27 protein-coding genes and 2 pseudogenes are annotated in these 25,434 nt (G+C 61.8%); 18 read left to right on the top strand and 11 right to left on the bottom strand.

The features are described from left to right. From MTR72_RS37715 to MTR72_RS37705, 3 genes and pseudogenes are all read left to right on the top strand, one after another. Positions 1-240, top strand: a pseudogene (locus tag MTR72_RS37715) (c-type cytochrome); the annotation flags it as partial. A gap of 103 nt (positions 241-343) precedes the next feature. After that, on the top strand, positions 344-601 hold the full coding sequence (locus MTR72_RS37710; RefSeq protein WP_341512127.1) for a hypothetical protein: 258 nt from the start codon (positions 344-346) through the stop codon (positions 599-601). Between the two features lie 103 nt (positions 602-704). Beyond that, positions 705-899, top strand: coding sequence for a hypothetical protein (locus MTR72_RS37705; RefSeq protein ID WP_341512126.1), 195 nt, complete (start codon positions 705-707; stop codon positions 897-899). Positions 900-1,039: 140 nt separating this feature from the next. Here MTR72_RS37705 and MTR72_RS37700 read toward each other — a convergent pair whose 3' ends face one another. From MTR72_RS37700 to MTR72_RS37690, 3 genes are all read right to left on the bottom strand, one after another. After that, positions 1,040-2,323, bottom strand: coding sequence for an NRAMP family divalent metal transporter (locus MTR72_RS37700; RefSeq protein ID WP_341512125.1), 1,284 nt, complete (start codon positions 2,321-2,323; stop codon positions 1,040-1,042). A gap of 261 nt (positions 2,324-2,584) precedes the next feature. Further along, positions 2,585-2,770 carry a hypothetical protein gene (locus MTR72_RS37695; RefSeq protein WP_280969584.1) on the bottom strand — a complete coding sequence of 62 codons (186 nt, stop codon included), beginning with the start codon at positions 2,768-2,770 and terminating at the stop codon, positions 2,585-2,587. A 175-nt stretch (positions 2,771-2,945) separates the two neighbouring features. Continuing rightward, a complete protein-coding gene (locus tag MTR72_RS37690) occupies positions 2,946-3,287 on the bottom strand; it encodes a hypothetical protein (RefSeq protein ID WP_341512124.1) in 342 nt (113 codons plus the stop codon). Positions 3,288-3,609: 322 nt separating this feature from the next. Between MTR72_RS37690 and MTR72_RS37685 the strand changes: the two genes are divergently transcribed. Next, positions 3,610-3,921 carry a hypothetical protein gene (locus MTR72_RS37685; RefSeq protein ID WP_280969586.1) on the top strand — a complete coding sequence of 104 codons (312 nt, stop codon included), beginning with the start codon at positions 3,610-3,612 and terminating at the stop codon, positions 3,919-3,921. Positions 3,922-3,965: 44 nt separating this feature from the next. Beyond that, the gene (locus tag MTR72_RS37680) at positions 3,966-4,142 is read left to right on the top strand and encodes a hypothetical protein (protein ID WP_341512123.1); all 177 of its coding nucleotides are present in this window, start codon (positions 3,966-3,968) and stop codon (positions 4,140-4,142) included. 579 nt (positions 4,143-4,721) lie between these two features. Here the strand turns inward: MTR72_RS37680 and MTR72_RS37675 are convergent. After that, positions 4,722-5,057, bottom strand: coding sequence for a GYD domain-containing protein (locus MTR72_RS37675; RefSeq protein ID WP_341512122.1), 336 nt, complete (start codon positions 5,055-5,057; stop codon positions 4,722-4,724). 1,717 nt (positions 5,058-6,774) lie between these two features. On the opposite strand from MTR72_RS37675, the gene MTR72_RS37670 reads away from it, so the two are divergent. Further along, entirely contained in the window at positions 6,775-6,966 is a 192-nt protein-coding gene (locus MTR72_RS37670) for a hypothetical protein (RefSeq protein ID WP_341512121.1), read from the top strand. A gap of 148 nt (positions 6,967-7,114) precedes the next feature. Here MTR72_RS37670 and MTR72_RS37665 read toward each other — a convergent pair whose 3' ends face one another. Then, on the bottom strand, positions 7,115-7,300 hold the full coding sequence (locus tag MTR72_RS37665; protein WP_280969591.1) for a hypothetical protein: 186 nt from the start codon (positions 7,298-7,300) through the stop codon (positions 7,115-7,117). A gap of 396 nt (positions 7,301-7,696) precedes the next feature. Here MTR72_RS37665 and MTR72_RS37660 point away from each other — a divergent pair, with 396 nt between their 5' ends. The 6 genes and pseudogenes from MTR72_RS37660 (at position 7,697) to MTR72_RS37635 (ending at position 12,054) form a co-directional block, all read left to right on the top strand. Beyond that, the gene (locus tag MTR72_RS37660; RefSeq protein WP_280969593.1) at positions 7,697-7,870 is read left to right on the top strand and encodes a hypothetical protein; all 174 of its coding nucleotides are present in this window, start codon (positions 7,697-7,699) and stop codon (positions 7,868-7,870) included. Further along, positions 7,867-8,169, top strand: coding sequence for a hypothetical protein (locus tag MTR72_RS37655; RefSeq protein ID WP_341512120.1), 303 nt, complete (start codon positions 7,867-7,869; stop codon positions 8,167-8,169). Before MTR72_RS37660 ends, MTR72_RS37655 begins: the two co-directional genes overlap by 4 nt. A 72-nt stretch (positions 8,170-8,241) precedes the next feature. Continuing rightward, positions 8,242-8,622, top strand: a pseudogene (locus tag MTR72_RS37650) (GNAT family N-acetyltransferase). 249 nt (positions 8,623-8,871) lie between these two features. Continuing rightward, positions 8,872-10,140, top strand: coding sequence for a CaiB/BaiF CoA transferase family protein (locus MTR72_RS37645; protein ID WP_341512119.1), 1,269 nt, complete (start codon positions 8,872-8,874; stop codon positions 10,138-10,140). A 111-nt stretch (positions 10,141-10,251) separates the two neighbouring features. Next, positions 10,252-11,481, top strand: coding sequence for an acyl-CoA dehydrogenase family protein (locus tag MTR72_RS37640; protein ID WP_341512118.1), 1,230 nt, complete (start codon positions 10,252-10,254; stop codon positions 11,479-11,481). Between the two features lie 9 nt (positions 11,482-11,490). After that, complete coding sequence (locus MTR72_RS37635; RefSeq protein ID WP_341512117.1) at positions 11,491-12,054, top strand: flavin reductase family protein; 564 nt, start codon at positions 11,491-11,493, stop codon at positions 12,052-12,054. Between the two features lie 27 nt (positions 12,055-12,081). On the opposite strand, the gene MTR72_RS37630 is transcribed toward MTR72_RS37635, so the two are convergent. Beyond that, the gene (locus tag MTR72_RS37630) at positions 12,082-12,990 is read right to left on the bottom strand and encodes an NAD(P)-dependent oxidoreductase (RefSeq protein WP_341512116.1); all 909 of its coding nucleotides are present in this window, start codon (positions 12,988-12,990) and stop codon (positions 12,082-12,084) included. A gap of 174 nt (positions 12,991-13,164) precedes the next feature. Between MTR72_RS37630 and MTR72_RS37625 the strand changes: the two genes are divergently transcribed. The 6 genes from MTR72_RS37625 to MTR72_RS37600 all read left to right on the top strand — a co-directional run bounded on the left by MTR72_RS37625 (position 13,165) and on the right by MTR72_RS37600 (position 19,524). After that, on the top strand, positions 13,165-14,151 hold the full coding sequence (locus MTR72_RS37625; protein WP_445819681.1) for an ABC transporter substrate-binding protein: 987 nt from the start codon (positions 13,165-13,167) through the stop codon (positions 14,149-14,151). Positions 14,152-14,228: 77 nt separating this feature from the next. Further along, complete coding sequence (ilvD, locus tag MTR72_RS37620; RefSeq protein ID WP_341512115.1) at positions 14,229-15,923, top strand: dihydroxy-acid dehydratase; 1,695 nt, start codon at positions 14,229-14,231, stop codon at positions 15,921-15,923. A 126-nt stretch (positions 15,924-16,049) separates the two neighbouring features. After that, on the top strand, positions 16,050-16,895 hold the full coding sequence (locus tag MTR72_RS37615) for an ABC transporter ATP-binding protein (protein ID WP_445819680.1): 846 nt from the start codon (positions 16,050-16,052) through the stop codon (positions 16,893-16,895). Continuing rightward, entirely contained in the window at positions 16,892-17,677 is a 786-nt protein-coding gene (locus MTR72_RS37610) for an ABC transporter permease (RefSeq protein WP_341512113.1), read from the top strand. The genes MTR72_RS37615 and MTR72_RS37610 overlap by 4 nt, the downstream gene beginning before the upstream one ends. After that, complete coding sequence (locus MTR72_RS37605) at positions 17,674-18,441, top strand: ABC transporter permease (RefSeq protein ID WP_341512112.1); 768 nt, start codon at positions 17,674-17,676, stop codon at positions 18,439-18,441. The genes MTR72_RS37610 and MTR72_RS37605 overlap by 4 nt, the downstream gene beginning before the upstream one ends. 36 nt (positions 18,442-18,477) lie before the next feature. Further along, positions 18,478-19,524, top strand: a complete 1,047-nt coding sequence (locus MTR72_RS37600; protein ID WP_341512111.1) for a peptidase M29 — start codon at positions 18,478-18,480, stop codon at positions 19,522-19,524. Here MTR72_RS37600 and MTR72_RS37595 read toward each other — a convergent pair. Genes MTR72_RS37595 through MTR72_RS37575 form a run of 5 tightly spaced genes read right to left on the bottom strand, consistent with a single transcriptional unit; the run spans position 19,521 to position 25,255 of the window. Beyond that, positions 19,521-20,513 (bottom strand): 3-hydroxybutyryl-CoA dehydrogenase, encoded by a 993-nt coding sequence (locus MTR72_RS37595; RefSeq protein ID WP_341512110.1) that lies wholly within the window; start codon positions 20,511-20,513, stop codon positions 19,521-19,523. The two genes, MTR72_RS37600 and MTR72_RS37595, sit on opposite strands and share 4 nt — an antisense overlap. Next, the gene (locus MTR72_RS37590; RefSeq protein WP_341512109.1) at positions 20,513-21,604 is read right to left on the bottom strand and encodes an NAD/NADP-dependent octopine/nopaline dehydrogenase family protein; all 1,092 of its coding nucleotides are present in this window, start codon (positions 21,602-21,604) and stop codon (positions 20,513-20,515) included. The genes MTR72_RS37595 and MTR72_RS37590 overlap by 1 nt, the downstream gene beginning before the upstream one ends. Beyond that, positions 21,601-23,136, bottom strand: a complete 1,536-nt coding sequence (locus MTR72_RS37585) for a class I adenylate-forming enzyme family protein (RefSeq protein WP_280969604.1) — start codon at positions 23,134-23,136, stop codon at positions 21,601-21,603. The genes MTR72_RS37590 and MTR72_RS37585 overlap by 4 nt, the downstream gene beginning before the upstream one ends. A 2-nt stretch (positions 23,137-23,138) precedes the next feature. Continuing rightward, complete coding sequence (locus MTR72_RS37580) at positions 23,139-24,428, bottom strand: acyl-CoA dehydrogenase family protein (RefSeq protein WP_280969605.1); 1,290 nt, start codon at positions 24,426-24,428, stop codon at positions 23,139-23,141. After that, positions 24,425-25,255: an alpha/beta fold hydrolase gene (locus MTR72_RS37575; RefSeq protein WP_341512108.1), complete on the bottom strand. Its 831-nt coding sequence runs from the start codon at positions 25,253-25,255 to the stop codon at positions 24,425-24,427. The genes MTR72_RS37580 and MTR72_RS37575 overlap by 4 nt, the downstream gene beginning before the upstream one ends. Between the last annotated feature and the right edge of the window lie 179 nt (positions 25,256-25,434).

Raw genomic sequence — 25,434 nt, 5'->3', positions numbered from 1 at the left:
TATGCGACCACACTGTTCGACTACATTCGCCGCGCCATGCCCCAGAACGCGCCGCAGTCGCTCAGCAACGACGACGTCTATGCGGTGTCGGCCTATCTTCTCAGCCTGAACGGGCTGGTTGCGGCGGACGCGACGCTTGATGCGAAATCACTCGCGGCAATCAAGATGCCGAACCGCGAGGGGTTCGTTCGGGATCCCCGGCCGGATGTCAGAAATCCGGCCTGCAAGGAGCGATGTTGAACCATCGGCCGCGGAACTCTCAGCAGAGCAATCGAATTGACGTCGAGAGGAAACGACTCGGGTCATCTTGATGGAACGAAATCGCATCAGGAATCGCTTGGGCATGGACGAAGCCCTCCGGCATCCCGGCGTGATCGCGCTAATCGTCGCGGGGCTGACCATTGCTGCGATGCTGCTCGTTGACCACGGGCCGTGGAACCGGGCCAAGGTGCAGCCGGCCCATGTTGCGATGTATCAAACCACGGGCGAAGCGGCGCGTGCGGCGGGCGCCGACGTCCTTCCGACCGACCCGAAATCGGTGGTCGAACCGGATCGGCCGGGTCCGAGGACGTCCCCGACCGTCAATCCCGTGACGCCGTAAAGAGACGTCAGCTCTTGTGGCCGTAGTTGAGAACACCGCCGCTCGTTTTCGGCGGGTGGAGCACGCGCGATTTCGTCGGGAAAGCCTCGGAATCCGGCCGGGGGTGGCCACGATCTTTCCCGGGATCGTCCTGAAATTGCACCGGGCTCTGACGTTTTTGGCCACAATCGGAACCGACGTTCAGGCCATGAAATTCCTGGGCATGATTTCGATCCTGGCGCTGCTCACCATGAGCGGAGCCGCCATTTCTGACCAGCTTCTGACTGCGGATCAGCACGTCGCGCAACGGGTGCAGTAGGCGCGGCGGGCAGGGCGCGGCCCGGGGCCGGTCTAAAGCGCGATGAAGTCATCGCGCTTTAGGTTATTTGTTTGAGCATGATCTTGTCGGAAAAGCGCTGCGCACCTTTCCGGATCATGCTCTAGCGGCCCTCCTCTTCCTCAGCCGATCACGGACGAGCCGAGCAAGGCGAGGACGGCGAGCGCCATCAGCGCGGTGCCGAGCCAACCGAGCGCGATCAGCCAGTTCCGCGCCTTGAAGCGGCCCATAAGCGTGGTGCTCGAGACGAGCAGCATCATCATCGCCATAATCGGCACGGCGACGATGCCGTTGAGCACGGCGCTCCACACCAGCATGCGGATCGAGTCGATCCCAGTGAAGCCGAGGCCGAAGCCAATCACTGTCGCGGTCGCGATGATGGTGTAGAAGCCGACCGCCTCGTCCGGCTTCGCCTCCAGCGTCGCGCGCCATCCGAAGATTTCCGCAACGCCATAGGCCGCCGAGCCCGCCAGCACCGGGATCGCCAGCATGCCGGTGCCGATGATGCCGAGGCCGAACAGGAAGAAGGTGAAATCGCCGGCGAGCGGCCGCAGCGCCTCGGCGGCTTCCGTTGCCGAATTGATGTTGGTGACGCCGTTGGCGTGCAGGACGGACGCCGTGGTCAGGATGATGAAGAAAGCGATGCCGTTGGAGAGCAGCATGCCGGCCGTGGTGTCGATCTTGATTCGCGTAAGCTCCGGATTGCCGCCGCGAGCAAGCTTGTGCAGCGCGCGGCGGTGCTTGCCGTTCATCTCTTCGACCTCCTGGGACGCCTGCCAGAAGAAGAGATAGGGGCTGATGGTGGTGCCGAGCACCGCCACCACCATCATGAAATAGTCGGCGCTGACATTCGTCTTCGGCCACACCGCGGCGAGCAGTGCCGTGCTCCACGGGATATTGACCGTGAACGCCGTCGCCACATAGGCGAACAGCGACAGCGTCAGGAACTTCAGCAGCGGGGCGTAGCGGCGATAGGGCAGGAAGACCTGGAGCAGGGTCGAGGTGGCTGCGAAGATTAGGGCATGCTCATGGTTGAGCCCGCCGATGACGAGCGAGAGCGACTCCGCCATGGCTGCGATGTCGGCGGCGATGTTGAAGGTGTTCGCTGCGACGAGAAGGGCGACGAGCGCAATCACGAGCCAGCGCGGCGCAAGGGCCATGACGTTGGCGGCGAGGCCCTTGCCGGTGACCCGGCCGATCTGCGCGCTCACGAGCTGGATGGCGATCATGAACGGCGTCGTCAGAAACACCGTCCAGAGCAGTCCGTAACCGAACTGCGCGCCCGCCTGCGAGTAGGTCGCGATCCCCGACGGATCGTCGTCGGCCGCGCCGGTGATCAGACCGGGCCCCAGCCGTCGCAGCACCGTCAGCACGGATTTCGTCGGTGCATGGGCGCTGTCGCTCATTGAAGGGGAGTCTCGATCGGCTCTTTTCCGGAATGGCGAAATCACGGATCTAATGCAGTACGGAAACGATAGTTCCCGGCCAAACCGGCGCATTGCGCTGAATCAACTCGCGCGCAGCAAGATCATGCGGCCGCGCGGCCCGTGTCCGGTTTGACACGCCGGGCAAAACATCTGTAGAGATGCATCATCGCAAATATGATCGAGCCCGCGCCGTCGTCGGTCGCGGGCTTTGTAATATCTGCGGTCGATGCCGGGGGCAGCCTATTTGATGCTGACGAACATGCCCCAGGCGGCGGCGAGCGTGGCACCCGAGAAGACGATCATCGGGTTATCGCAGAACGCGCTGCCATAGGTGCACATGGTGACGCCGAACGAGCCGATCTCGTGATGGCTCGCCGAGTAGAACAGTCCCGACAGCACCAGCAATGCGGCGGCGACGTAATACATCGACCATCTCTCCTCGGTTGTCCTGGCGTCCTCGCTTCCCGGTGGGGCGGCTTACACGCGGGACACAACAGGGGGCGTGCCGCCAGCATGGCGCGGACAGATTGCATTCCGCCGAATCCGATTTGCTACATTTAGGTAAAGTTTGACCCGTCGGGCAAACACAAGTCGTTTCTGACTAGGGTTGCAGCAACGAGAGAAGGCGAAGCCGGTCTTCCTGGCGGCGACGCTGATTGGCGCGCATCATTTCCAACTCGACCTCGGCTTGGCTCGTGTCCTGGTTCTGCCGTTTCAAGCCAACGACCAGCGCCTCCTGCTCTGCAAGCTGCCGCTCAGCCTCAACCACCTCGCGCTCCAATCGCCTCAGCTCATCTAGAAGTGGGTCCTTGTACATAGCCAAACACGCAGCCCGGGCGTCATTCGCAAATTGTCCCCGCGCCATTTCAACAGCGCGTATCAAGCTGCGTTCCTCATTGAGCTTGCGACATTCGGCCCGGTCTCGACGTGCGGTGGACTTCATCCTCGACGCGAAACACGTCTGAAACACACCTGAAACCCAGATCGTTCTGAACTCCGCCGGCCGCCAACTCGACCAATAGTCCAAGAGGAGACCATCATGATCCAGGTCGGTTCGAAGGAAGAGGTCGCGCTTCTGCTGGCGCTGTTTGGCACACATAGCCAGCCCATCACGAAGGCGACACCAAAGTCATCGCGCGGCCACAACTAGAAATCCATGCCACGTCTGGACCGGGATCGCGCGATTATCCGATTGGACTACCTCCAATTTTCCCTATGCGGCCAACAGGTTAGGCCCCAGCATGCGCGCGAGAGAGGAGTTGTGCATGAGTCGCTCGCCGTCCATCGTGCCACAAGGCGCCGACCAAGACGTCTATCTGGTGTTGAATGACTTTGGCAGGCTTGGCTGCGCCTGGTGCGAAGCAGATGAGGAAGGCACCCACCGCGAAGCGGTGATCCGTCAGTTGTTCGAAGATCATTACAGCCACCCGGTTCGCATCGTGGCATTCAACACCACCGAGGGATGGTCGCGCGATGTGACGATCGATATCGCCGATGAAGTGCGCCGCCGATTCTCCGAATACGAAGACGTGCCGCGTTCTGTTCAAGACTTTTTGGAAAGTGCTGTCCGGCGCTGAGCTGCTTCGCCCGGCAAGCTCGCCGCCTTCATATGAGAACGATGATGCTGGACGACGAATTTAACAAGCAGCGTGCCAAGGTATTGCGTGATCTTGCAGAACAAGCAGACCCGTTCATCAGAAGACGGCTGTTGCGTCTGGTGGAGCGTTACGAACCCAATCGGCGGCCTGCACCGGATGACCAGCAGCTCGTACGTTCCCGAGATGGCGCTGACCGCTAGGCAATATCCGGCGATCTTGCATCGCCTCGCAATCCGATTTTGATCAAGACCTGTGATCTAGCAGCGCTGCCGCGGGCAGCGTCACAGGCTGAAGTTGCAGTTGTGCTAATCTGCGGTTGCTTGCGTGCGCCGGAGCAAGGCGTAAGATTTGGATGATTTGATTCGTGTGATTTGCAAGTAGTGGAGGTCAGCTTGCCAGCCGTCCTCGTTTTCAAGATCACCATCGTTGGATTGGGCGTCTTTTCGACGATCCTTGCCTTTCAGCTCATAAGCACATGAAGAAGAGGCCGCCTCAGGCGGCCTTCTTCATTTTTGATGAGCGCGATGAGAGGTGGCCGGCGTCGATAGCTCGCGCGCATCAATGCACCGTGCATTAAACTCAGGCAAATCCGGCGCAAGCGAAAGGGGCCGCCTTGCGGCGACCCCTTGCCGGTTGAAATCGCTTTCGGGATGAAATCCAGCCCCGGCAGGATCAGCTTATGCGTCTCGCAACAGGATCGGAAATCCCGGACTATTACTGTGCGCAATACTGACCTTGTTTTAGCTAATGTTCCCGATTAGGAACCTAAATTCAGGCATTTAGCTGCCCGGCGGGCTGTAGGAGGAGCGCAACTTGGCAGCGTTCTGCCGCACCGGTTTGATCTCGTCTTGCGTGAAGAGCCGTGTCAGTTTCACGTTCTGCAGTGTGCCGGCCGCGACGGTCAGGCCGGAGATGGCTGGAGCCGCACTCGGATCAGGCACGTCGAAAATCACCAGAACGCCCGGGCCATCGGCCGCAACGCTGTACATCGAGACCAGCTTTCCGCCGGCCGCCTCAATGAGTTTTTTCGCCGCTTCCTGACGATTGGTTGTCGGGTTTTCCAGGATGGCATTGAGAGAGCGTGGCGTGTATTGCCCTGTGAGACAGAAATGCATGCTGTCCTCCTGCTGAAAATTGTGGCCATTAAAGTTCATGCCGTGACGAGTTGATCGTGACGGCGGCCGAATCTGAAAATGAGGAGTACAATGCCCGCCGTGGGCACAAACGCCGCCAGCGACTAACGAGATTTCGGCACACCTCGTTGGCGGCTCTCGCGCACGATACACCAGCTACCCGACGTGTAGAAAGGCGATTTCACTTGTGTCTCTCGTGAGCCTACCCTCGCACCGTCGCAGTTCGATGCAATGGCAACGAAGTACCGCTGCCGAACGATCGCGCGCGCGCCGATGGCTTCCTTGATGCGAACGAAGATCCGACTTCGACGCCGGTAGCTTTTATCCAGCGCAACCTTCGTCGGGTTTGTTCGTTGAGGGGCACAACTCGAGCACGCGTACGATCGAGCCATGGGATACGAGCGTTTACACCCGCCAAAATACTAGCGGATGCGAGCGGAGGAATTCAGGACGAAGGCGGATCATTGCGAGCACAGCGCGGTCAGGGAATCGCTGCGCCAGGTGGCAAGAAACTATGAGGAGTTGGCGCAACGCGCCGAGAATATCCGCACCGCAAACGATCTCGCAGAGTAGCGGCGGTCGACGCTGTCGCAGTCGAAATGATCGAACGATCTGGCGCGCTGCCAACTTTGCGCAGCCGCAGTGACGGCCCTCGCGCAGTCTTCGGGTTTCACCCACGGGACAACTCCGGGCGAATTGAAAGTGCCAACTTTGTCCAGGTTCAAGATCGAGCAAAAGAGTCCTGGCGCAATTTACCTCCATCACCGGACAAGGCTCAGTCCGTAGGCGTCGGTGGCTGAGAGACCGATCGCGCTCCCGCCTGCACAAAAGAGGGAGCGCGGCCATACCGGAGAACATCGGCCATATCCATCGCGTTCACGATGAAGCTGCTGCGATCGCGAGGCAGAACGCCTACATGCGCAGTGTCGTGGCGGAGTCCCTGGAAATACTTCGAAGGCGGGTTCCGGACACCTTCCTAGGCCACAAGACGCAAGAGCCCTTCCCCAGAGAGGGCTACGCTGCGCCAGAGCCTTCCCTGACCGCCAATGAGATTGAAACGGCGGGTATCAGGCCGGAGTGAAGCTCGCTCGTCATTCTAGCATGCCCGCAAATGGCCCACGCGTGCGAGGCCAAGCGCATCTGTTCGAACCGAAGCCGTCGGGCCTCACGCAGAGCGGCATCGGCGCGCACCAACAGGGGATCTGGCATTGACCCGTGCATGGCCGGCCAACGCCGTTTCGGAAAGGTAGTTCCCGTCGAGATTCCGCTTCGATTGCGGCTGTCACTTGCGTTCGCCTGCGCCGCCGGGCACCATCATTCGCCATCGCATCAGCGGCGACGCTCAGCTCAGAACGGATATCCACGACACGCAAAGCTTCGCGAGCCAGGCTCAGGCAGAGAGCTGCAGGTGCAGGACTTGGTTGAAGGCGATCGGCTGGTAATCGGCAAAGGCTGCCCGACGTATCAAACTCCATCCGGCAATCTCTTGACCCCGTCTCAATCGATGCCAGGCTGAGCACGCCGTCATTGCGAACCGACGGAGCAACCGGCCAACACCGGCAGAGTGGCACCATCGAGACGAGTTCGTTGAGCCCGCGCGGGAGTGGCCCGCTGCGGGTTTTGTCTTCTGGTTGAGATCAAACGGTTGGGACACACAAAGCGGACAAGATGCCGCGCCCCCTACGATTGGCGAAGTGCCTTGACTCGCGTTTCGTGCACACTGCTGGCCGCAATGCCCAAGACCGACGCAGAACGGTTCCGGAAGGAAGCCGAGGAATGCCGCCAGATGGCGGCCAGGGCGATCAATCCTGCGGATCGGGATGGATGGCTGAAGCTCGCGGATGACTGGATCAAGCTCGCAAGCGAGGCCGAAAGGAAGGAACGGCTCTGAACTCTGGAGCGGACGCGGCGAGCCCAACTGGTCGTGGCCGACGTTGACGCGTCGGGCAAAACACCTGCATGGTGGCATCATCGAGACAAGTTGGTTGCGAGCAGCAAGCCCCGCTCGATCAGAGCCCCCCGCACAAACGAGCCTGCAACTAATCGTCCTTCGACAGATCGCGCGGGTCTTTGTGAAGGTCGATGCTGCGGCCTTCGCCCTGGATGAGGTCGCGGTCCTCGGCATCCGTCTCGCTGATGTCCGCGATGATCGCTTCTTGCGTCTCGCGCTTCTCATCGTTGCGCGGCTTCGGTCCCGGCACATCTCGCGACGTCTTTGACATCATGGTCGATCCTCCTGGCGGAGGTAACCGCAGCCAACTCGAATGGTTCTTTCGGTGAGTGCTCGCGCGGGCAACCGGAAAAGGAGCGATAGCCAAGACAAAGTTTGACACGTCGGGCAAAACGCCGGCAAAGAAGTATCATCGAGACGAGTTCGTTGAGGCCCGCGCGCGAAGCGATCCGCCGCGGGTTTTTTTGTCTCGATACGAGATCGGACGGTGGCGGCGCATCGCGGCCTCACCCTCGTTGACGGGTTCATGGAGCGCCGATCGGCGCGCGGCCGTCCTAACCATTGCTGTCCGAGCACGCGCGAACGTGCAGGCCCGCGGCGCGAGCCTGTTGCTTGCGCCGCTGCGGTCTCCGGACGCGGAGCTCGGACATTGGTAGGAGCCGGACAGCTGATGGGTTACTGCGTGGCGCTCTACTTCGCCAAGCTCCTGGTCGGGGACAAGGGGCTTGGGTTCGGTTCCACGGACGCCTTGGCGGGATTTGCTGCCGTCACGGCCAACCTCGTGGTTTCCTTCTATTTCGCCAAGCGCGGCTTCGAGAACGTTGCAAGGATCATCAAGCGGTGAAGGTGCCAGACCATGAAATCAGGAAGATCGTCGCGGAGACGCTAGCCGGGCAGCACAGGCTTCAGCAGGAGAGCATCGACACCATCGTCCTGAAGGCAGTGGCATCGGTGCTCGCCGCCTTCGGAATCGAAGACGAAGATCGCAAAGAAGTCAGAGCGGATTTCCAGCACCTGCGGCGCTGGCGGAAAAGTGTGGAACAGGCGCAGAGCTACACATTCAAGGCGGTGATCACTGTCATCGTTGTCGGCCTGGTCGGCGCGGTCTGGCTCGGCGTCAAAGTCGTCTTGTTAGGCAAGTGAACCGCAGCGGCGGCGGGGCGCCGCCACTGCCGATCCCGCCTATTGTTTGCCCTCAATGGACCTGCCATGTAGATAATTCGTATCGTCGATACGGACGATGAGGATGTCGCCGAGACTCTGGCCGATCTGCATCGTCTGACATTCTTCGATGAGCCGTCATGCCGCAGTTCGAACTGGGAGCGTGGTGGCTTGCATATTGTGGCGATGAAGCGGTTGGTTTCGCCGGTACCGTGCCATCGACATGTGTGAAACAGCGGGTACTTTTGCCGCGTTGGGGTCTTGCAGCGACACTGAGGGCGAGGGCTTCAGCTCAGGCTGATGCGATCCCTCGTTTCAGATACAACCGACAACCTCGTCTCAGCTAACAATTTCATTGTGGGCTACCGGCTCTACGAACCCGAGACACCTTGGGCCTGGTCGAATACGCTCTATTGCCGCAAGCCACTAGGATGAGCAGCCAGTTGGCTCTGTTTCCGTGCCGCGGAACACCGCTCCGCGGTTGGCCGGCGCGAACACATCGTTCGCCCCGGCGAGAGCAAGGACGCCTTTCGCAAGTGGCCCGGCAGCTTGACGGCTGCCGGGCCTCCTTTTGCGTTTTGAAACAGAGCGAGCTGAGGCACTTGCGAAGTCGGTGGCGCCGAGCTTTAAGTTGGTCATGCCAGAAAATTCGGCGAGCACAAGCCGATGTAGGGAGCGCGACCCATGTCCACGAAGCCTCAATTACCGGAACGTTCGTCGCGGGCGACGGGAGGCCCCAGTGCACTGGATGGCTTGCTTGTCGTGGATTTCACGCGGGTGGTTGCCGGCCCGGCCTGCACGCAGACGCTCGGCGATTTCGGCGCGAACGTTATCAAGATAGAGAATCCGGACGGCGGCGATGACACGCGCGCCTATGAGCACGCCGAGATCGGAGGTGAAAGTGCGGCCTATCTCAGCCTGAACCGCAACAAGCGTGGTATCGCGCTCGACTTTGGCGTGCCGGAGGCGCTCGAGGTTGCGCGGGCTTTGATCCGCAAGGCGGATGTGGTTGTCGAGAATTTTTCAAGCGGGGTGATGAAGAAATTCGGCCTCGACTATGAGGCGGTCGTGCCGACCAATCCGCGACTGGTCTACTGCTCGATCTCGGCCTACGGACGCAGCGGACCGTTCGCCTCGCGTCCCGGTTTCGATCCCATCACCCAGGCGGAAAGCGGCTTCATGTCGCTCAACGGGTTCGCGGACGGTCCCCCGGTTCGCACCGGACCGCCCATCGTGGACATGGCGACGGGCATGTCCGCATGCAACGCCATCCTGCTGGCTCTGTTGGCGCGGGACCGGCTTGGCCGTGGGCAGCATGTTGAAGTGGCCTTGTTTGACATCGCCATGGCGATGACTGGCTTCTACGGCATGGCCTATCTGATCAACGGACAGAACCCGGGGCGATTCGGCAATTCGCCGAGCGGATCGCCTACCGTCGGCGTCTATGAGGCATCCGACGGGCCGCTCTACATGGCCTGTGCCAATGACCGGCTGTATCGTCGGCTGGTCATCGAGGTGCTGAACCGGCCTGATCTCATCAGCGATGCCCAATTCGCCACGCGCAAGGCGCGGTCCGAGAACAAGGAGCTCCTGCGCGCGGCCATCGCGGAAGTTTTTGCGAGCGATAGTCTCGAGAACTGGATGGCGAAGATGAAGCTAGCCAATATTCCGGTTGGCTACCTCCGCACCGTCGAGGAGGGCTTCAATGCGCCCGAGGCGCGCCAGCGCCATCGCTTAAGCCGGATTCCGCACCGCACGGCGGATTGGGTGCCGAACATCGAGCCACCGATCACGATGAGTGTGACCGGGGCAGTTGAGCCCGTTGCCGCCCCGCTGTTGGGCGAGCATACGGAGAACGTCTTGCGGGAGACGCTCGGCTATGACGAGCGCCGGATCGCGGAGCTGGCCGAGAAGGGGGCTTTTGGGACGCGCAAGGTCCCGACGTCAGCCTGAACGGAACACCCTGTCTTGATTGCAGGCAGCGGTTTTGCGTGCCGTTAACTTTGCGCCAGCTTGATTTGGCGAGATTGCGGCCGCATAACTGTCTCAAAGCGAGGAACACGAATGGCGCCAGGTCGAGAGCCGCGCACGGGCCAGCCCGGGGGGCCGGACACCGATGAACGCGCCTATGCGACAATGATCGCAAGTGCTCGGGTGCTCCTGCCGCAATTGCGTGAGCGCGCGGCTCGGACGGAGGAGCTGCGGCACCTGCCGCCGGAGACCGAGCGGGGCCTGCACGACGCGGGCCTGTTTCGGATGCTCCAGCCCAAACGCGTTGGTGGCGCCGAGCTCGACTATGTTGCCCTGATCGACTGCGCCGAGCTGCTCGGCCAAGCGGATGCATCCGTTGCCTGGAATCTCGCCAATCTGGCAAGCCACCACTGGATGCTGGGCATGTTCGAGCCCGAGGCGCAGGATGTGGTCTGGAGTAAGGATCCCGATACGCTGATTGCGTCGTCGTTCATCTTTCCCGCTGGCCGCGCCACGAAAGTCGAAGGTGGATATCGGCTGCATGGGAGCTGGCCGTTCTCCTCGGGCGTCGCCTCCTGTGAATGGAACATGCTGGCTAGCATCGTGTCGTCCGATGATGAGGCAGATGGCATCGAATACCGAATCTTTCTGCTTCCCAAGAGGGACTACAAGATCCTCGATACCTGGAACGTCGCCGGGCTGCGCGGCACCGGTTCATGCGATGTAGAGGTTCGGGATGCCTTCGTTCCCGCCTACATGACGGTCGCCGTCGGTGACCTCGCCGGAGGCCCAACGCCGGGGAGCAAGGTCAATGCTAATCCACTCTACACGTTGCCGGTGTTCTCGCTGTTTCCTTACGTCCTTTCCGGCGTCGCGCTCGGCAATGCGCAGGCGTGTCTCCACGACTATGTTGAGGTCGTTCGTCATCGCATTTCGACTTACAACCGCGCCAAGCTGAGCGACTTCCAAAGCACGCAAGTCAAGATCGCGGAAGCCTCCGCCAAGATCGACGCCGCGCGTTTGATTATGCGTTCGGCATGCATCGATGCCATGGAGGACGCGCGGCATGGCCGTAGTCCCGGCATGGCCGTCAAAACCAGGTATCGGCGTGACGGCGCCTTCTCAGTCAATCTGTGCACGGACGCAGTCTCGATGCTGTTTGCAGCGAGCGGCGCGCGTGGCTTGTTCACGACGGGTGTGCTGCAGCGACAGTTTCGCGATGCGCACGCGATCAACTCTCACCTCGCGTTCAATTTCGATGCGGCCGGAACCAATTACGGACGTGTGGCGCTTGGCCTGCCGTCCGAAAATCTCACGCTGTGAGGCCGGCCGATGAATGATCTACCGAAGCAGCCGGCCAGACGCGATCCCGCCAACGAACTTGCGAGCGATAACTCGCCGATCGACCCCCGCGATTTTCGCAATGCGCTCGGCACGTATGCAACCGGCGTGACAATCATCACGGCCGCAGCTCCGGACGGCAAGCCGTACGGATTGACGTGCAACTCGTTCGCCTCGGTCTCCCTGAACCCGCCGTTGGTCCTCTGGAGTCTCGTTGTTTATTCATCGAGCCTGACCGTGTTTCAGAACGCCAGCCATTTCACAGCCAACGTGCTCGGTGCTTCGCAACAGGCCCTTGCCAACAAATTCGCCAAGTCCTCCGATGATAAATTCGCCGGTGTCGATTGGACGCCGGGCCTCGGCAATGCTCCGGTCCTCGCGGAAAGCGTCGCCAACTTTCAATGCCGCGCTGTCAATCGCTACTACGGCGGCGATCACGTGATCTTTCTTGGCGCTGTCGAGGCCTACGCCTACAATTCGAAAGATCCTCTGCTCTTTGCGCGGGGTACGTATGGTCGGTTCATCGCCGATGATGAACGGAAGAAATCGCCATAAGGGCAATTCAAGGGCGCGCTCGTCAGCTCAGTGATGTGCCGCGGACAGCTTATAGATCTCGAGGGCGTCCGCCTCCGCGCCTCGCGCGGCCCTGGCCAACCTGAAAAGCTGCCCCGCGAGCGTGGCCATCGGCACCGGCGTCGATGTGGCGTGCGCGACGTCGGCGATCGTGTCGAGGTCCTTGAGCATCGTCGCGATGTGGCCGAGGGGTGGCGAGTGAATTCCCTGCACCATCCGCGGCACGAACAACTGAAGTGGAATCGAATCCGCAAAGCCGCCGGCGAGCGCCTCGGGCAGCCGGCTGGCGTCAATTCCGGCATTCACGGCGAGACGTGTCGCCTCGGCAAGAACGGCCATCGCACATCCGACGATCACCTGATTGCAGAGCTTTGTGGTCTGCCCCGCTCCAATCGGGCCCATGTGGGTGAACCTGCGCGCCATCGCCAGCATATAGGGCCGTACCCTCTCGATATCTCCCGCCTCGCCGCCGGCCATGATCGCAAGCGTTCCTTCCTCTGCGCCCTTGGTGCCGCCCGATACCGGCGCGTCGATCAAGCCCGCGCCATTCGCAGCTTTTAGCCGGCTGGCCAGATCGCGTGCGGCATCTGGATGGATCGAGGAGAAGTCGACCACGAGCTTGCCTGCACCGGGGGCCGCTGCAAGACCCTCGGAACCGAAGATGACCTGTTCTACGGCGGCGGCATCGGTCACGCACATGAAGACGATGTCCGTGTTAGCCAAGACGTCGCGGGGCGCTGCCGCGTGCCTGGCGCCGGCCTCGATCAGCGGAGCGAGCTTGCCGTGCGAGCGGTTCCAGACGGTGACCTCATAACCGGCATCGAGCAGGCGCCGGGTCATGGGTGTCCCCATCAGCCCAAGGCCGATATAGCCGAGCTTTTCGGCGTTCTGCGGGTTTGCTCTGCTCGATCCAGCCATTGGTTGCTCCTTCTATCGCAGCGCAATGCCGTGCGACCGCTGCTGCCCCCTATATCGCACATCGCAGCGCGAAAGCAGGTCGGCTTGCATGGCTTGCCTGAATGTTTGAACCATGAAACATTTGGAGCGGTCGGGTTGGGTGGCGCCGGTCGGCGCCAGAGCAGCGGAGTGGGCATGATGCGAACCGTTTCGAGGTGGATGCTGGCATTGGGAGCGGCAGCGGCCATTATGGCGGGCGCAAGCCCCTCGCGAGCGCAGCAGACGGTCCGCGTCGGCTGGACGATCCCGGCGGAGGAGGCCAAATACTGGATGATGCGCCGCCCGGCCGAATTTCCCGATATCGGCAAGACCTACAATATTGAATGGACCCAATTCCAGGGCACTGCGCCGATGACTCAGGCGCTCGCGGCCGGCGCGCTGGATTGCGCGACGCAGGCACCGCTGTCGCTCGCCAATGGCGTGGTCGGTGGCAATCTCAAAGCCTACATCGTGGCGCAGCACGTCTTCGAAAAGCCAGGTGGCTTCTCGGTGTACTGGGCGGTCATGGACAACTCGCCGATCAAGACGATTGCCGATCTAAAGGGCAAGACGGTCGGCATTTCCGTGATCGGCGGCGGCACGCAAGGGCCGTTCAATCTGCTCCTGAAGCAGAACGGTGTCGATCCGGCGAAGGACATCAAGCTGGTCGAGGTTGGCTTTGCCGTCTCCGAAGATGCGCTGCGCCAGGGCCGAGTCGAAGCGGTCAACATGAATCAGCCGTTTGCCGCGCGTGCTGAGGCGAAGGGAGGCACCCGAAAGCTATTCTCTCTGTCTCAGGCCATGCCGAACATCGTGCACATTCTGGAAGCCTGCCGCGCCGATTTCGTCGACAGGAATCCGGAAGTAGTGAAGGCCTATGTCCGCGATATCACCTCGGGCATGAAGAAGGCCCTGGCAAATCGCGAAGAGACCTTGAAAGTGGTCTCGGAAGTTCTGAAGGCGCCTATTCCGGTGCTCGAGACCTATCTGCTCAAGGACAATGATTTCGGCCGCGACCCTGGCGCCGCCCCGAACTTTCCCGCCATCCAGAAGATGCTGGATATCTACGCGGAGACGGGAATGCTGCCGAAACTGGATGTCGCGCAGTTCAAGCACTCGACGATCGTCGCGCCGCTGCAATAGGCGATCAGGCTGTTTGTCGATCAGGGAGATCGTGGTGTCCCGGTATATCCGGGACGTCGCATGAAGATGATGCACGTATGAAGAAATTGCGATCACGGGTCACGAGGGACGGTCTTGACCGGGCTCCACATCGTGCGTTCATGCGCGCGATGGGGTTGGACGACGCGGCGCTTGCCAAGCCGATGGTGGGCGTCGTCAGCATGAAGGGCGAGCAGACGCCTTGCAACATGACCCACGACTTTCAGGTGGATGCGGCCAGGGCCGGGATCGAGGAGGCTGGCGGCACCTCGCGCGAATTTTCGACGGTCTCGGTCTCCGACGGTATTAGTATGAATCACGAGGGGATGAAGTTCTCCCTGTTTTCGCGTGAGTTGATTGCCGATTCGATCGAGGCCGTTGTCCACGGCCTCGCCTATGACGCGCTGATCGGATTCGGCGGTTGCGACAAGACGCTTCCCGGCGTGATGATGGGAATGGTCCGTTGCAACGTGCCGTCCATCTTCATCTATGGCGGCAGCGCGCTGCCCGGCCGTCTCGACGGGCGGACCCTGACCGTGCTGGACTCCTATGAGGCCGTCGGCAGCTTCATGACCGGGGAGATCGACGCGGTCACGTTCGAGCGGGTCGAGCGCGCCTGCCTGCCGACTATCGGTGCGTGCGCCGGCCAGTTCACCGCGAACACGATGGGGATGGTATCCGAGGCGATGGGCCTCACCATCCCCAATGTCTCGATGGTGCCCGGCGTCTACGCCGAACGCGCCCAGATATCGAGACGCGCCGGCCGGCTGGTGATGGAAATGTTGGAGCGCGGCGGGCCGCTGCCGCGCGATATCGTGACCAGGAAATCCCTGGAGAACGGCGCCGCGATCGTCGCTGCAACCGGTGGCTCAACCAATGCCGCTCTGCACTTGCCGGCGATCGCGAATGAAGCCGGCATTTCGTTCACAATCGATGATGTCGGCGAGGTTTTCGCCCGAACGCCGCTGATCGGAAATCTGCGCCCCGGAGGCAAGTATACAGCAAAGGATGTGTACGACATCGGTGGCGCGGCCGTCGTGATCCGTGAGCTGATTCAAAGCGGGCACATCGATGGGAGTTGCCTGACCGTCACGGGCCACACCCTTGCGGCAGAATATGGCGCGGCCAACGCACCCGATGGAGAGGTCGTCTATCCAACCCGCGCACCGATTATGCCCGATGGCGGCGTGGCGGTGTTGAAGGGGAGCCTCTGTCCTGACGGAGCGGTGATCAAGGTTGCAGGACTGAAAAACCAGTTCTTCGAGGGAGTGGCGCGCGTCTTCGAAGACGAGGAATCCTGCGTCGAGGCAGTTCGCAACCGGAGCTACAAGGCGGGCGAAGTTCTCGTCATACGCAATGAGGGGCCGGTCGGCGGTCCCGGCATGCGCGAAATGCTCGGCGTTACCGCACTGATCTATGGTCAGGGCATGGGCGAAAAGGTGGCCCTGATCACGGATGGGCGGTTCTCCGGCGCGACCCGCGGCATGTGCATCGGCTACGTGTCTCCGGAAGCTTTTGTAGGCGGCCCGCTGGCGCTTGTCCGCGACGGCGACAGAATCCGAATTGACGCGGCTGGGCGCCGCATGGATTTGCTGGTCGATGAGCATGAACTTGCGGCGCGACGCCGCGATTGGAAACCGCGGCCGCTGCGTCATCGTGCCGGAGCGCTCGCGAAGTATGCGCGGCTGGTTGGCCAGGCGCCAGGTGGTGCCGTCACGCACAAGGGGCCTGCAGAATGGCCCTGGTTCGAATGACTATTGGTGCGTCCTGCGGAAACAGTGATCCGTTTGGCGGGTTTCTTGCTAAGCTAGTGCCGCTGATGGAGCACGTTCGGCAGGTCGGTCGCGCGATATTCGCGCACGAGTGAGGCGAGAGACGAAATGAAGGTGGTGCCTTCGAGATCAAGCGAAATGGCGGAGCCCGTCGCGACACGAAAGCCGGCTTCCGCGATCATTGAGATCGACCGCGTCTCGCAAATATTTCAGACGTCAGCGCGCAAGGATCATCTGGCACTTTCGGACATCTCTCTGACGATCGAAGAAGGAGCATTCGTCTCCATTCTCGGTCCATCCGGCTGTGGCAAGTCGACGCTGCTCTACATCGTCGGAGGCTTCGTCAGTCCGACCAGTGGCGCCGCGAAGATGAAGGGAAAGACGATCGCAGGCCCAGGTCCGGATCGCGGACCGGTGTTTCAGGAGTTTGCGCTGTTTCCCTGGAAGACCGTGCTCGGCAATGTGATGTATGGGCCGCGTCAGCAGGGCTTGCGAGCGAGTGAGGCTGAAGCGCAGAGCCGTGGGCTGATCGAAATGGTCGGACTCAAGGGATACGAGAGCTTTTATCCCAAGGAACTATCGGGTGGCATGAAACAGCGCGTCGCGCTGGCCCGGACGCTGGCCTACCATCCGGAAGTCCTGTTGATGGACGAGCCATTCGGTGCACTCGACGCTCACACCCGGACGCGCCTGCAGAACGATCTGTTGAATATCTGGGAGCGTGATCGCAAGACTGTGCTGTTCGTAACGCATTCGGTCGACGAAGCCGTCTTTCTGTCAGACAAGGTCGTGATGATGTCGAAATCTCCCGGCCGCGTTCGGCAGGTCATCGACATCGACCTGCCTAGGCCGCGTCGCCGCAACGAGTTGCTGCTCGATCCGCGTTACCAGAAATATGTCGTCGATATCGAGCGCATGTTCGACGAGAGCGACGAAACCGGATCGTCCTCATGATTTCGTCGACCGCTTTAGTACGACGTTCTGCTCCGGTGATCGCCTGCATCGGGTTGCTCGCAATGTGGCAGGTTGCGTCCCTCGCACTGAAGAGCGACAGCTTTCCGACTGCGATTGAAGCCATTCGCGCGATTCCCACAATCCTCGGCGACAAGGAAGCCCTGATCAACATCATGGCCTCGCTCCGCCGCATGACGATCGGGTTTGGCGTGGCGGTGCTTGTCTCGATGCCGCTGGGCCTGATGATGGGCCGCAGCCGGGCGGTTGCGGCTTTCTTCAATCCGCTGCTGATGGTGATCTACCCGGTGCCGAAAGCGGCTCTGATGCCCATCATCATGCTGTGGCTGGGGGTCGGCGACATCACGAAGACACTGGTGATCTTCCTCGGCGTCAGCCTCCCCGTCATCTACCACAGTTTCGAGGGTGCCAAAGCTGTCGAAGAGAAGATGCTGTGGTCAGGAGCGGCGATGGGGCTATCGGGCACCCAACGCATGGTCCGGATCGTGCTGCCGGCCGCGCTGCCGGAGATCCTGACTGGGTGCCGCACCGGACTCGTCCTGGCGCTGATCACGATGATCACGAGTGAGATGATTGCGCGGCAGTCCGGCGCCGGGAACATCCTCTTCAACGCGCTCGACATGGGGCAATATGACACCGTGTTCGCCATGATCATCATCGTGGGAGCAATGGGAATTGGTCTCGACGCGATATTCGAGCGCGTCCGAGCGAGGCTCGTACGGTGGTCTGAGCCCCAGTTCGACATGCCCTTGAGCTTCTCATGACAACGCGCCTTTCCCCAACGAATGTCATCCTTGGGCTTGCGCCGATCGCGCTGCTGATCGCCGTGTGGCAAGGGCTTGTGTCATCAGGTCTTGCGCCAGCGACCTTGCTGCCGCCACCGGCGTACGTCTTCGGTCGACTGCTTCAGCAGCTCGTGACGGCAACGTTTCAGCAGGAGATCGCGGCGACTTTGGTCCGGCTGTTCGCCGGCTTTGCAATCGCGGTCGTGCTCGGCGTCAGCATCGGCATCGCGGCCGCCGCCAGTCCCGCGATCAATGCCGCGGTTCGGCCGATCGTGCGTCTTTTGGCGCCACTGCCCAAGGTCGCGCTTTATCCCGCACTTCTGCTCCTGCTCGGTTTTGGTCATGGATCGAAGATCACCCTGGTGACCGCGGATGCATTGTTCCCCATTTTGCTGTCCACCTATTATGGCGCGTCGACCGTGGAGCAAAAGCTGATCTGGTCGGCTATGGCGGCGGGAACGCCGCGCTATGAGATCCTCTTCAAGGTGGTACTGCCAGCGGCGATGCCGTCGATCCTGACCGGCTGCCGGATCGGTCTTGTCATTTCCTGCATCGTGGTGTTTCTGGCCGAGATGATCACGTCGACGGATGGCCTGGGCCATGTTCTTGTCACGGCAGCCCGAACATTCCAGGCCGTCGATATGTTCGTGCCGCTGATAACGATCTCGCTGCTGGGTTTGATTCTGAATAGCTTGCTGGGAGCCGTGCGATCGTACCTCTTGCGGGGTTTCCCCGAAGCGTGATCTGACCAAACAGAGACAGACTACCCGGAGTGTACCATGCTGGCTGATCGCATCGAGGCAAAATGGATCGACGCATTTTGCGAGATCTTCGAGCGATGCGCCGTCAAGGCCGGCGATACTGCCGCCATCCTGTCAGAAACTCAGTCGCGCGCCTTGAACGTGCATCTGGCCGAGCTCGCCTTGCTGCGTATGGGCGCGCGGCCGTTCCATGTGGTCATGCCGACCCCGCGCAACCGCCATGTCGTGCCGGTGCGCTCGACCGGGGCGAGTGAGGCTATCCAGCGGCTGACGCCAGTCGTCAGCGCGCTCCAGCAGGCCGGCTTTGTCGTGGATTGCACCATCGAGGGCCTGATGCACGCGGTGGAGACGCCGGAGATCCTCAAGGCTGGCGCGCGGATCCTGGTGATCTCCAACGAGCATCCTGAGGCGCTGGAGCGGATGGTGCCGAATCCTGCGCTGGAAAAGCGCGTTCGGGCGGCAGCCAAGATGCTGCGCGGGACCAAACGCATGCGGGTCACGTCGAAGGCCGGCACGGCGCTCGACGTCGACATGGTGGGCGCTTCGACGGTCGGGGTGTGGGGCTGGACCGACAAGCCCGGCACGCTGGCGCACTGGCCGGGCGGAATCGTCGTCAGCTTTCCCAAGAGCGGCACGATCAATGGCACGCTGGTGATGGCGCCGGGCGACATCAATCTGACTTTCAAGCGTTACCTGACGTCGCCGGTGAAGATGACGTTGAAGGACGACTATGTCGTCGAGCTGGAAGGCGAGGGTGCAGATGCCGCGATGATGCGATCCTATCTCGCCGCTTGGGGGGACCGGGAAGCCTACGCGGTTTCGCATGTTGGCTTCGGTATGAACCCAGGGGCGCGCTATGAGGCGCTCTCGATGTATGACCAGCGCGACACCAACGGCACCGAGCTTCGCGCTGTGTCCGGTAACTTCCTGTTCTCGACCGGCGCGAATGAATTCGCCGGCCGCTATACGGCGGGCCATTTCGACCTGCCGATGATGGGAACCACCATCGAACTCGATGGCGTCGCGGTGGTGCGGGACGGCGTGCTCCAGGACGTCTTCGGCTAGCTCCGATCGAGCACGGGCGGGCGGGCGAGGCCGAAATGCCGGAGCAGGTCAACCATGGCCTTGAGCCGTTCGCCGCGATAGGCATCGAGGTCGAGGCCGGAATAATCGAGGAAGCCGGCGCCCGTTCGCAGGCCGATCCGGCCCTCGCGCATATTGTTTGAAATCACGTCCGGCGCGCGATAGCGGTCACTGCCGAGTGCGCCTTCGAGGTAGCGGCTGGCGTAGTAGAGAATATCGCCGCCACCCCAGTCGATGAATTCGAGCAGCCCGAGCACGGCGTAGCGGAACCCAAAGCCGTAGCGGATCGCCTTGTCAATGTCCTGCGCGCTGGCGACGCCTTCTTCGACCATGCGCGCAGCCTCATTCATCGCGAGCGCCTGGATGCGCGGGACGATGAAGCCGGGTGTTGCCGCGCAGACGACGGGGACCTTGCCGATCCCTTCCAGCAACGTCTTGACCTGATCAACGATGTTAGGGTCGGTTGCCGCGCCAGGCGATACTTCGACCAGCGGGATCAGATAGGCGGGATTGAGCCAATGCACATTGAGGAAGCGTCGGGGATGCTCGATTGCGCTGGACAAATCATCGACGAGGATCGTGGACGTCGTCGACGCAATGATCGTGTCGGGGCTGACTTGTCGTGAGGCTGATGCCAGCACCTCGCGCTTGAGCTCAACTACTTCGGGGACGCCCTCGAAGACCATGCCGGCATCGGATAAGGCTGCGCGGTTCTGACCCGCTGGCACTACCGAAACCCGCTCGGAGAGAACATTCGCATCGTTCTCGGCGATCAGCCCCAGCCTCGACAGACTGTCGAAGGTCTTTCTGACCTCGCCGAGTGCGTCCGCCTCCAGCCTGGCAAAGTCCTCCGCGGAACGATCCTTCACGTCGATCATTCTGACCGTGTGCCCGGCATAGGCGAACGCGACGGCGATGCCGCGCCCCATGCGGCCGGCCCCGAGACAGACGATGTTGGCGCGGGCTGTCATTAGCCAAATCCCCTGCGCAGGAGTTCTTTCAACTCGGCCTTGCCGAGATGGTCGAGGCTCAACGTTTTGAGCGTGCGGCCGCCTTGTGCAAAATCCTCGCCGCAGATCGCACCACCGATCGCGAGAAAGGCGCGAGCAAGTGGCGTAGCTACACCCGCCAATCCCGCGACAGAAGCCAGCAGCGAAAGCCCGAGCCGCAGATCCTCGCGCATGTAGCGATGGTCGGTCAGCACGATCCGTTCGCGCCAGTCGCCGGAATCGGTCAGGCGATCATGCGAACCGCGGCCATACATCCAGATCTCGCCTTCCTTGGCGTAGTGATGCGCAAGCGGGAAATGCGGCGCGCCATATCCGAGCGCTTCGCGCACCGCAATTCGCTCGGCATCGAGGGCATCGGTGACCCGCCGGATCGAGCTTTGCGTTCCCTCCTTGTGGATGTCCCACCGGTCGAAATGCTCGATCGGACCTGCATTCATTACGATCAGCGGCGGATGGATGATGGGGCCTGCATTCATCAGCGCGCCGGAGAGCGCATCTCCGCACCCCTCGATCACACTAGGAAAGGCTCGGCCAATCACCTGGAGCGCATGTGGCGCCTGATCGAGCGGAAACACGCCGACCGGCAGCCGCTTGGCGCGGATCGTGATCGCGACCTCGAAGGGCCCGTGTTTGCGGGTCAACCAGGGCAGTGTGCCGGTCTCGGCAAAGCTCACCCTAGCGCGGTTGCCGGCATCTCGTGCGGCCTGGGCGAAGATCATCGAGCCGAATGTGGCCGGCGGCAAAAACACGACCTGGTCGTCTTCCAGGTGCGGAGCGAGCAGACGGGCGATGTCCGGCTGCGCGAAGGCGGGGGCAGGGCACAGGACCAGTTCGGCGCCGCCGACGACCTTGGCGATGTCGGTCGTCACCAGCGCAAGTTTGACGTCGTGGCGGCCGTTGTGGTCCTGCACCAGGATGCGGGACCCGGTGGCGCGGTGTGCTGCGACTTGATCCGCGTCGCGACGCCAGAGCCGCACTTCATGACCCGATAGCGCAAAGTCGCCTGCGGCTGCGAAAGAGCCATTGCCGCCGCCCAGCACCGCAATTTTCAAGATGCTTCTCCTTGCGCGCGCGACTGCGCATCAAGCTGCTTCAGCAGGAAATGCTGGACCTTGCCCAGAGCTGTGCGCGGCAGGTCCGGGACGAAAATAATATCGCGCGGAACCTTGTAGCGGGCGAGTTGCGCCTGAACGTGCGCTCTCAATTCGTCCGCCTCGAGCCGACAGCCGGCTCGTCGGATCACATAGGCAACCGGCACCTCGTCCCAGCGCCGGTCCGGCCGGCCGATCACGGCACATTCGCTGACGTCGGGATGCTCCAGCAAGACCCGTTCGACCTCGGCTGGATAGACGTTCTCGCCGCCGGAAATGATCATATTCTTCTTGCGGTCGCGGACCCAGAGATAGCCCTCCGCGTCGCTCAGACCGATATCGCCAGTGCGATACCAGCCCCCGTGCAACGCCTCCCGGGTGGCGTCCGCGTTTCCCCAATATTCGAAGAACACGTTGGGACCGCGCACCGCGATTTCACCCGGTGTGCCCGGCGGCACCTCGGCACCCGCCTGATCGATCACCCTGGCTTCGCAGCAAAGGCCTGCAAGACCGGTCGATCCCGTGCGCGAAAGATCGCCGCCAAGCCGCGTGTAGACCGCAATGGGGCAGGTTTCTGTCGAACCGTAGACCTGAAGCACGGGAACGCCACGTGCAACGAACCGATCGATCAGATGGGGCGGCACGATAGTCGATCCGGTCGCGACGGCCTTCAGTGACGACAGTTCGGTCGCGGCCCAAGCGGGATGATCGCTCACCGCCTGAATGATCGCCGGGACCATTACCGTCAGCGTCGGCCGATCGTGCGCGATGGCAGCGAGTGCCGTATCCGGCGTGAAACGCGCATGGATCGTGACGGTTGCGCCCAGATGAAGCGCGGGCGTGGTCTGGATGTTGAGCCCGCCGACGTGGAAGAAAGGCAGCACGGTCAGCACGTGATCGTCTGACGTCATGTTGTGCATGTGCTGGCTCATGACGCCGTTCCAGAACAGCGCCTCCTGGCGCAGCACGGCGCCCTTTGGCCGTCCCGTCGTCCCCGACGTGTACACGATGAGCAGGGGGCAGGAGAGATCGGTATGCGAGTTGCGTCCGCTGCCGTCGCAGGATGCCAACAGATTTTCGAATGTTTCCCCACGGGGCGGCACGAAGTCGAATCCGATGACGGCCATTCCCGGCGAAGCGTGCTCAAGTTCGGGAATAACGCCGTCAAAAGCCTGCTCGAGCACCAGAACCTTGGCGCCAGCATCGCCGAGAATAAAGAGCTGCTCGGCGACGGCCAGTCGCCAGTTCAATGGCACCAGCATCGCGCCGAGCCGTGCACAGGCGTAGAGCAGAACGAGATAGTCGGGCCGGTTCAGGCTCAGGATCGCGACGCGGTCGCCTCGACCGACGCCGAGCTCCCTCTTCAATGCGTTGGCGGTGCGGTCGATACGCGCGGCGAACGCCGCATAGCTCAGCCTCTCCCCTTCGAAGGCGATGGCGGTCTTGTCTGGCGCAAATGCCGCGTTGCGTTCGATCAGACTAAAGAGGTCCACCGTCAATCGTCCGTTTCGCCGGTCTCGTACAGCGCCTCGCGGCCGATACGGTCGAGGCAGAGCTCGGCTGTCCAGGGCAGCATCAGTGAACCACAGCGGCTGTCGCGATAGATGCGCTCCAGCGGCAGCGATCGGAGCATGGCCTGGCCGCCGCAGGTGCGGATCGCGAGGGCTGCGAGCTCATTGGCGCCCTCCATCACTGAATATTGCGCCGCATAGGCGCGCAATACCTGTTCTTTGCTCGGATTGGCACGGGCCTCCGTGACCGCCTGGAACCAAACGGCCTTGATCTGCTCGAGCTTGATCTGCATCTGTGCGACGGCGATCTGCTTGGTCGGATACATCCTGCGCTTCACCGGTGGCATGCCCGGCACTTCGCCGCGCAGATAGCGCACCGTGAAATCATAGGCCGCCTGCGCGAGGCCCATATAGGTCGGAGACAAGGTCAGGAACATGTGCGGCCAGCGCATCGCGGCCTGAAAGTAGACGCCGCGCGGCATCAGGGCTGCGTCTTCCGGCACGAATACGTCCTTGAACAGGAGCGTCCGTGAGACGGTTCCGCGCATGCCGAGCGGATCCCAGTCACCCACGACGGAAACGCCCTGCGATTTCGCGGGGACGGCAAGGTAAAGGGTGTTGCGGCGCGAAGCTTTCTCGCCTTCCTCGATTTCGGTGCAGAGCACGCCGTAATAGTCGGCATGGCCGGAGAGCGACGCAAAGATCTTCTTGCCGTTGATGATCCAGCCGCCGCTAACCGGCCTCGCTTCCGTACCAAAGGCAACGCCGCCTGCGGCCGCAGCGCCGCCCTCGGAGAAGGGCTGCGAGTAGATCGCGCCGTCCTCGACGATGCGCTTGTAGTGGATGGCGCGCCGGCGCTCATGCTCCGCGCGAGTCGCTGCGTCCATGTCGAGATCGTCGGCGAGCGGGCCCGACCATAGGGTCGAGCAGACATGCATGTTCCAGGTGAGTGCGGTTGCGCCGCAATAGCGGCCGATCTCGGCCGCGGCTAAGGCATAGGTCTGGTAATTCGCGCCAAGTCCGCCATGCTTCTTGGGAATGGCGATGCCGAGCAGGCCGGCGCGATGCAGGTCGCGATAGTTCTCGGTCGGGAACGTAGCCTCGCGATCATAGGCGGCGGCGCGACCCGCGAACACGGTCTGCCCGATGTCGCGTGCCCGCGCGATGATACGGGCCTGCTCGTCGCTCAAGCGGAATGCGGCAGGATCGAAGATCGGCGCATCCAGCGCGACCTTGTCGGTCGTGCCAATGGTCTTGCTGACTTGCATGGTCATTGTGCAGTCACCTGTGGTGTGGTCACGACAGACTCTAGGAACCCTCCAAGAGCTTTATCGAATGCATCGGGGCGCTCGAGATTGGCGAGATGGCCGACGCCGGCCAACTCGACGTATTCGGCCGCCGGAATGTAGGTCGCCATTTTTGCCATCATAGGCGCCGGCGCGTTGTTGTCCTTGGAGCCTGACAGCAGCAGCGTCGGTACGGAAACATCCTTAAGCGTGCTGCGCTGATCGAAGCCGATCAAGGCCAGCATCATGGCGCGATAGCTCGCCTCCGGCACGCTCGCCATGCACTCCCGTGCGAGCTCCATCCCTTTCGGGTCCGGCTCGTCGCCCACAAGCTCTCGCACCAGCGAGGGCGCCAACGACTTCATCGTCTCACCGCGATCGAGCGGCCCGAGCCGCGCTGCGATGAACGATGTCTGCCACTCGCCATCGGCCTTGCCGAAGGCAGGGCTGGTCTGCGCAAGTACGACCGCGCGCGGCAGTCGAGGCGACTGGGCCAGCAATTTCTGCACGATCATGCCGCCGATCGAATGCCCGACGAGAACAGGATTTGTCGCATCGATCTGTGCGATGAACTGCTGGAGAGCCTCCGCCAGGGCAGCGATGCTGACGCTGGTAAGCGGCGCCGATCCGCCATAGCCCGGCATGTCCCATGCGATGGCACGGAAGCGGTCGCCGAATGTCGTAAGTTGATGCCGCCACGCCCGGGCCGCGCCACCAATGCCGTGCAGGAATATCAAGGGTATCGCGCCGGGATTACCCGCAGCTTCATAGGCGAAGCGTCCGTCTTTCGTTATCATCGGCGTGGGTTGCGGCACGCGACATCCTTTTGCCTGGCATGGCGATGCTAACAGGCCTGTCGGGGATGGAAAGAGATAATTTTATACTTAAAGCAATTTTCGGGCCGGGCGGATTGGGGCCGTGTGTCAGCCGCGCCGGCGAGCATCGTTCGTTGCAAAAACTTGAAGTTTAAAATATATCGGGACGTCGTCTTTAG

This window comes from Bradyrhizobium sp. ISRA442, from assembly GCF_038085055.1.
Lineage (GTDB): Bacteria > Pseudomonadota > Alphaproteobacteria > Rhizobiales > Xanthobacteraceae > Bradyrhizobium.
The sequence above is the reverse complement of the archived record's forward strand: the minus strand, read 5'-3'. Positions and strand labels throughout refer to the sequence as shown.

Bases quoted from the DNA above. Each gene is read 5' to 3' on its own strand.
- MTR72_RS37660 (WP_280969593.1), top strand. From the start codon at position 7,697: ATGGGTTACTGCGTGGCGCTCTACTTCGCCAAGCTCCTGGTCGGGGAC.
- MTR72_RS37690 (WP_341512124.1), bottom strand. From the start codon at position 3,287: ATGAAGTCCACCGCACGTCGAGACCGGGCCGAATGTCGCAAGCTCAAT.
- MTR72_RS37625 (WP_445819681.1), top strand. From the start codon at position 13,165: ATGATGCGAACCGTTTCGAGGTGGATGCTGGCATTGGGAGCGGCAGCG.
- MTR72_RS37595 (WP_341512110.1), bottom strand. From the start codon at position 20,513: ATGACAGCCCGCGCCAACATCGTCTGTCTCGGGGCCGGCCGCATGGGG.
- MTR72_RS37645 (WP_341512119.1), top strand. From the start codon at position 8,872: ATGTCCACGAAGCCTCAATTACCGGAACGTTCGTCGCGGGCGACGGGA.
- ilvD (WP_341512115.1), top strand. From the start codon at position 14,229: ATGAAGAAATTGCGATCACGGGTCACGAGGGACGGTCTTGACCGGGCT.
- MTR72_RS37605 (WP_341512112.1), top strand. From the start codon at position 17,674: ATGACAACGCGCCTTTCCCCAACGAATGTCATCCTTGGGCTTGCGCCG.
- MTR72_RS37680 (WP_341512123.1), top strand. From the start codon at position 3,966: ATGCTGGACGACGAATTTAACAAGCAGCGTGCCAAGGTATTGCGTGAT.
- MTR72_RS37685 (WP_280969586.1), top strand. From the start codon at position 3,610: ATGAGTCGCTCGCCGTCCATCGTGCCACAAGGCGCCGACCAAGACGTC.
- MTR72_RS37710 (WP_341512127.1), top strand. From the start codon at position 344: ATGGACGAAGCCCTCCGGCATCCCGGCGTGATCGCGCTAATCGTCGCG.
- MTR72_RS37630 (WP_341512116.1), bottom strand. From the start codon at position 12,990: ATGGCTGGATCGAGCAGAGCAAACCCGCAGAACGCCGAAAAGCTCGGC.
- MTR72_RS37675 (WP_341512122.1), bottom strand. From the start codon at position 5,057: ATGCATTTCTGTCTCACAGGGCAATACACGCCACGCTCTCTCAATGCC.
- MTR72_RS37640 (WP_341512118.1), top strand. From the start codon at position 10,252: ATGGCGCCAGGTCGAGAGCCGCGCACGGGCCAGCCCGGGGGGCCGGAC.
- MTR72_RS37695 (WP_280969584.1), bottom strand. From the start codon at position 2,770: ATGTATTACGTCGCCGCCGCATTGCTGGTGCTGTCGGGACTGTTCTAC.
- MTR72_RS37700 (WP_341512125.1), bottom strand. From the start codon at position 2,323: ATGAGCGACAGCGCCCATGCACCGACGAAATCCGTGCTGACGGTGCTG.
- MTR72_RS37580 (WP_280969605.1), bottom strand. From the start codon at position 24,428: ATGACCATGCAAGTCAGCAAGACCATTGGCACGACCGACAAGGTCGCG.
- MTR72_RS37635 (WP_341512117.1), top strand. From the start codon at position 11,491: ATGAATGATCTACCGAAGCAGCCGGCCAGACGCGATCCCGCCAACGAA.
- MTR72_RS37665 (WP_280969591.1), bottom strand. From the start codon at position 7,300: ATGATGTCAAAGACGTCGCGAGATGTGCCGGGACCGAAGCCGCGCAAC.
- MTR72_RS37610 (WP_341512113.1), top strand. From the start codon at position 16,892: ATGATTTCGTCGACCGCTTTAGTACGACGTTCTGCTCCGGTGATCGCC.
- MTR72_RS37615 (WP_445819680.1), top strand. From the start codon at position 16,050: ATGAAGGTGGTGCCTTCGAGATCAAGCGAAATGGCGGAGCCCGTCGCG.
- MTR72_RS37600 (WP_341512111.1), top strand. From the start codon at position 18,478: ATGCTGGCTGATCGCATCGAGGCAAAATGGATCGACGCATTTTGCGAG.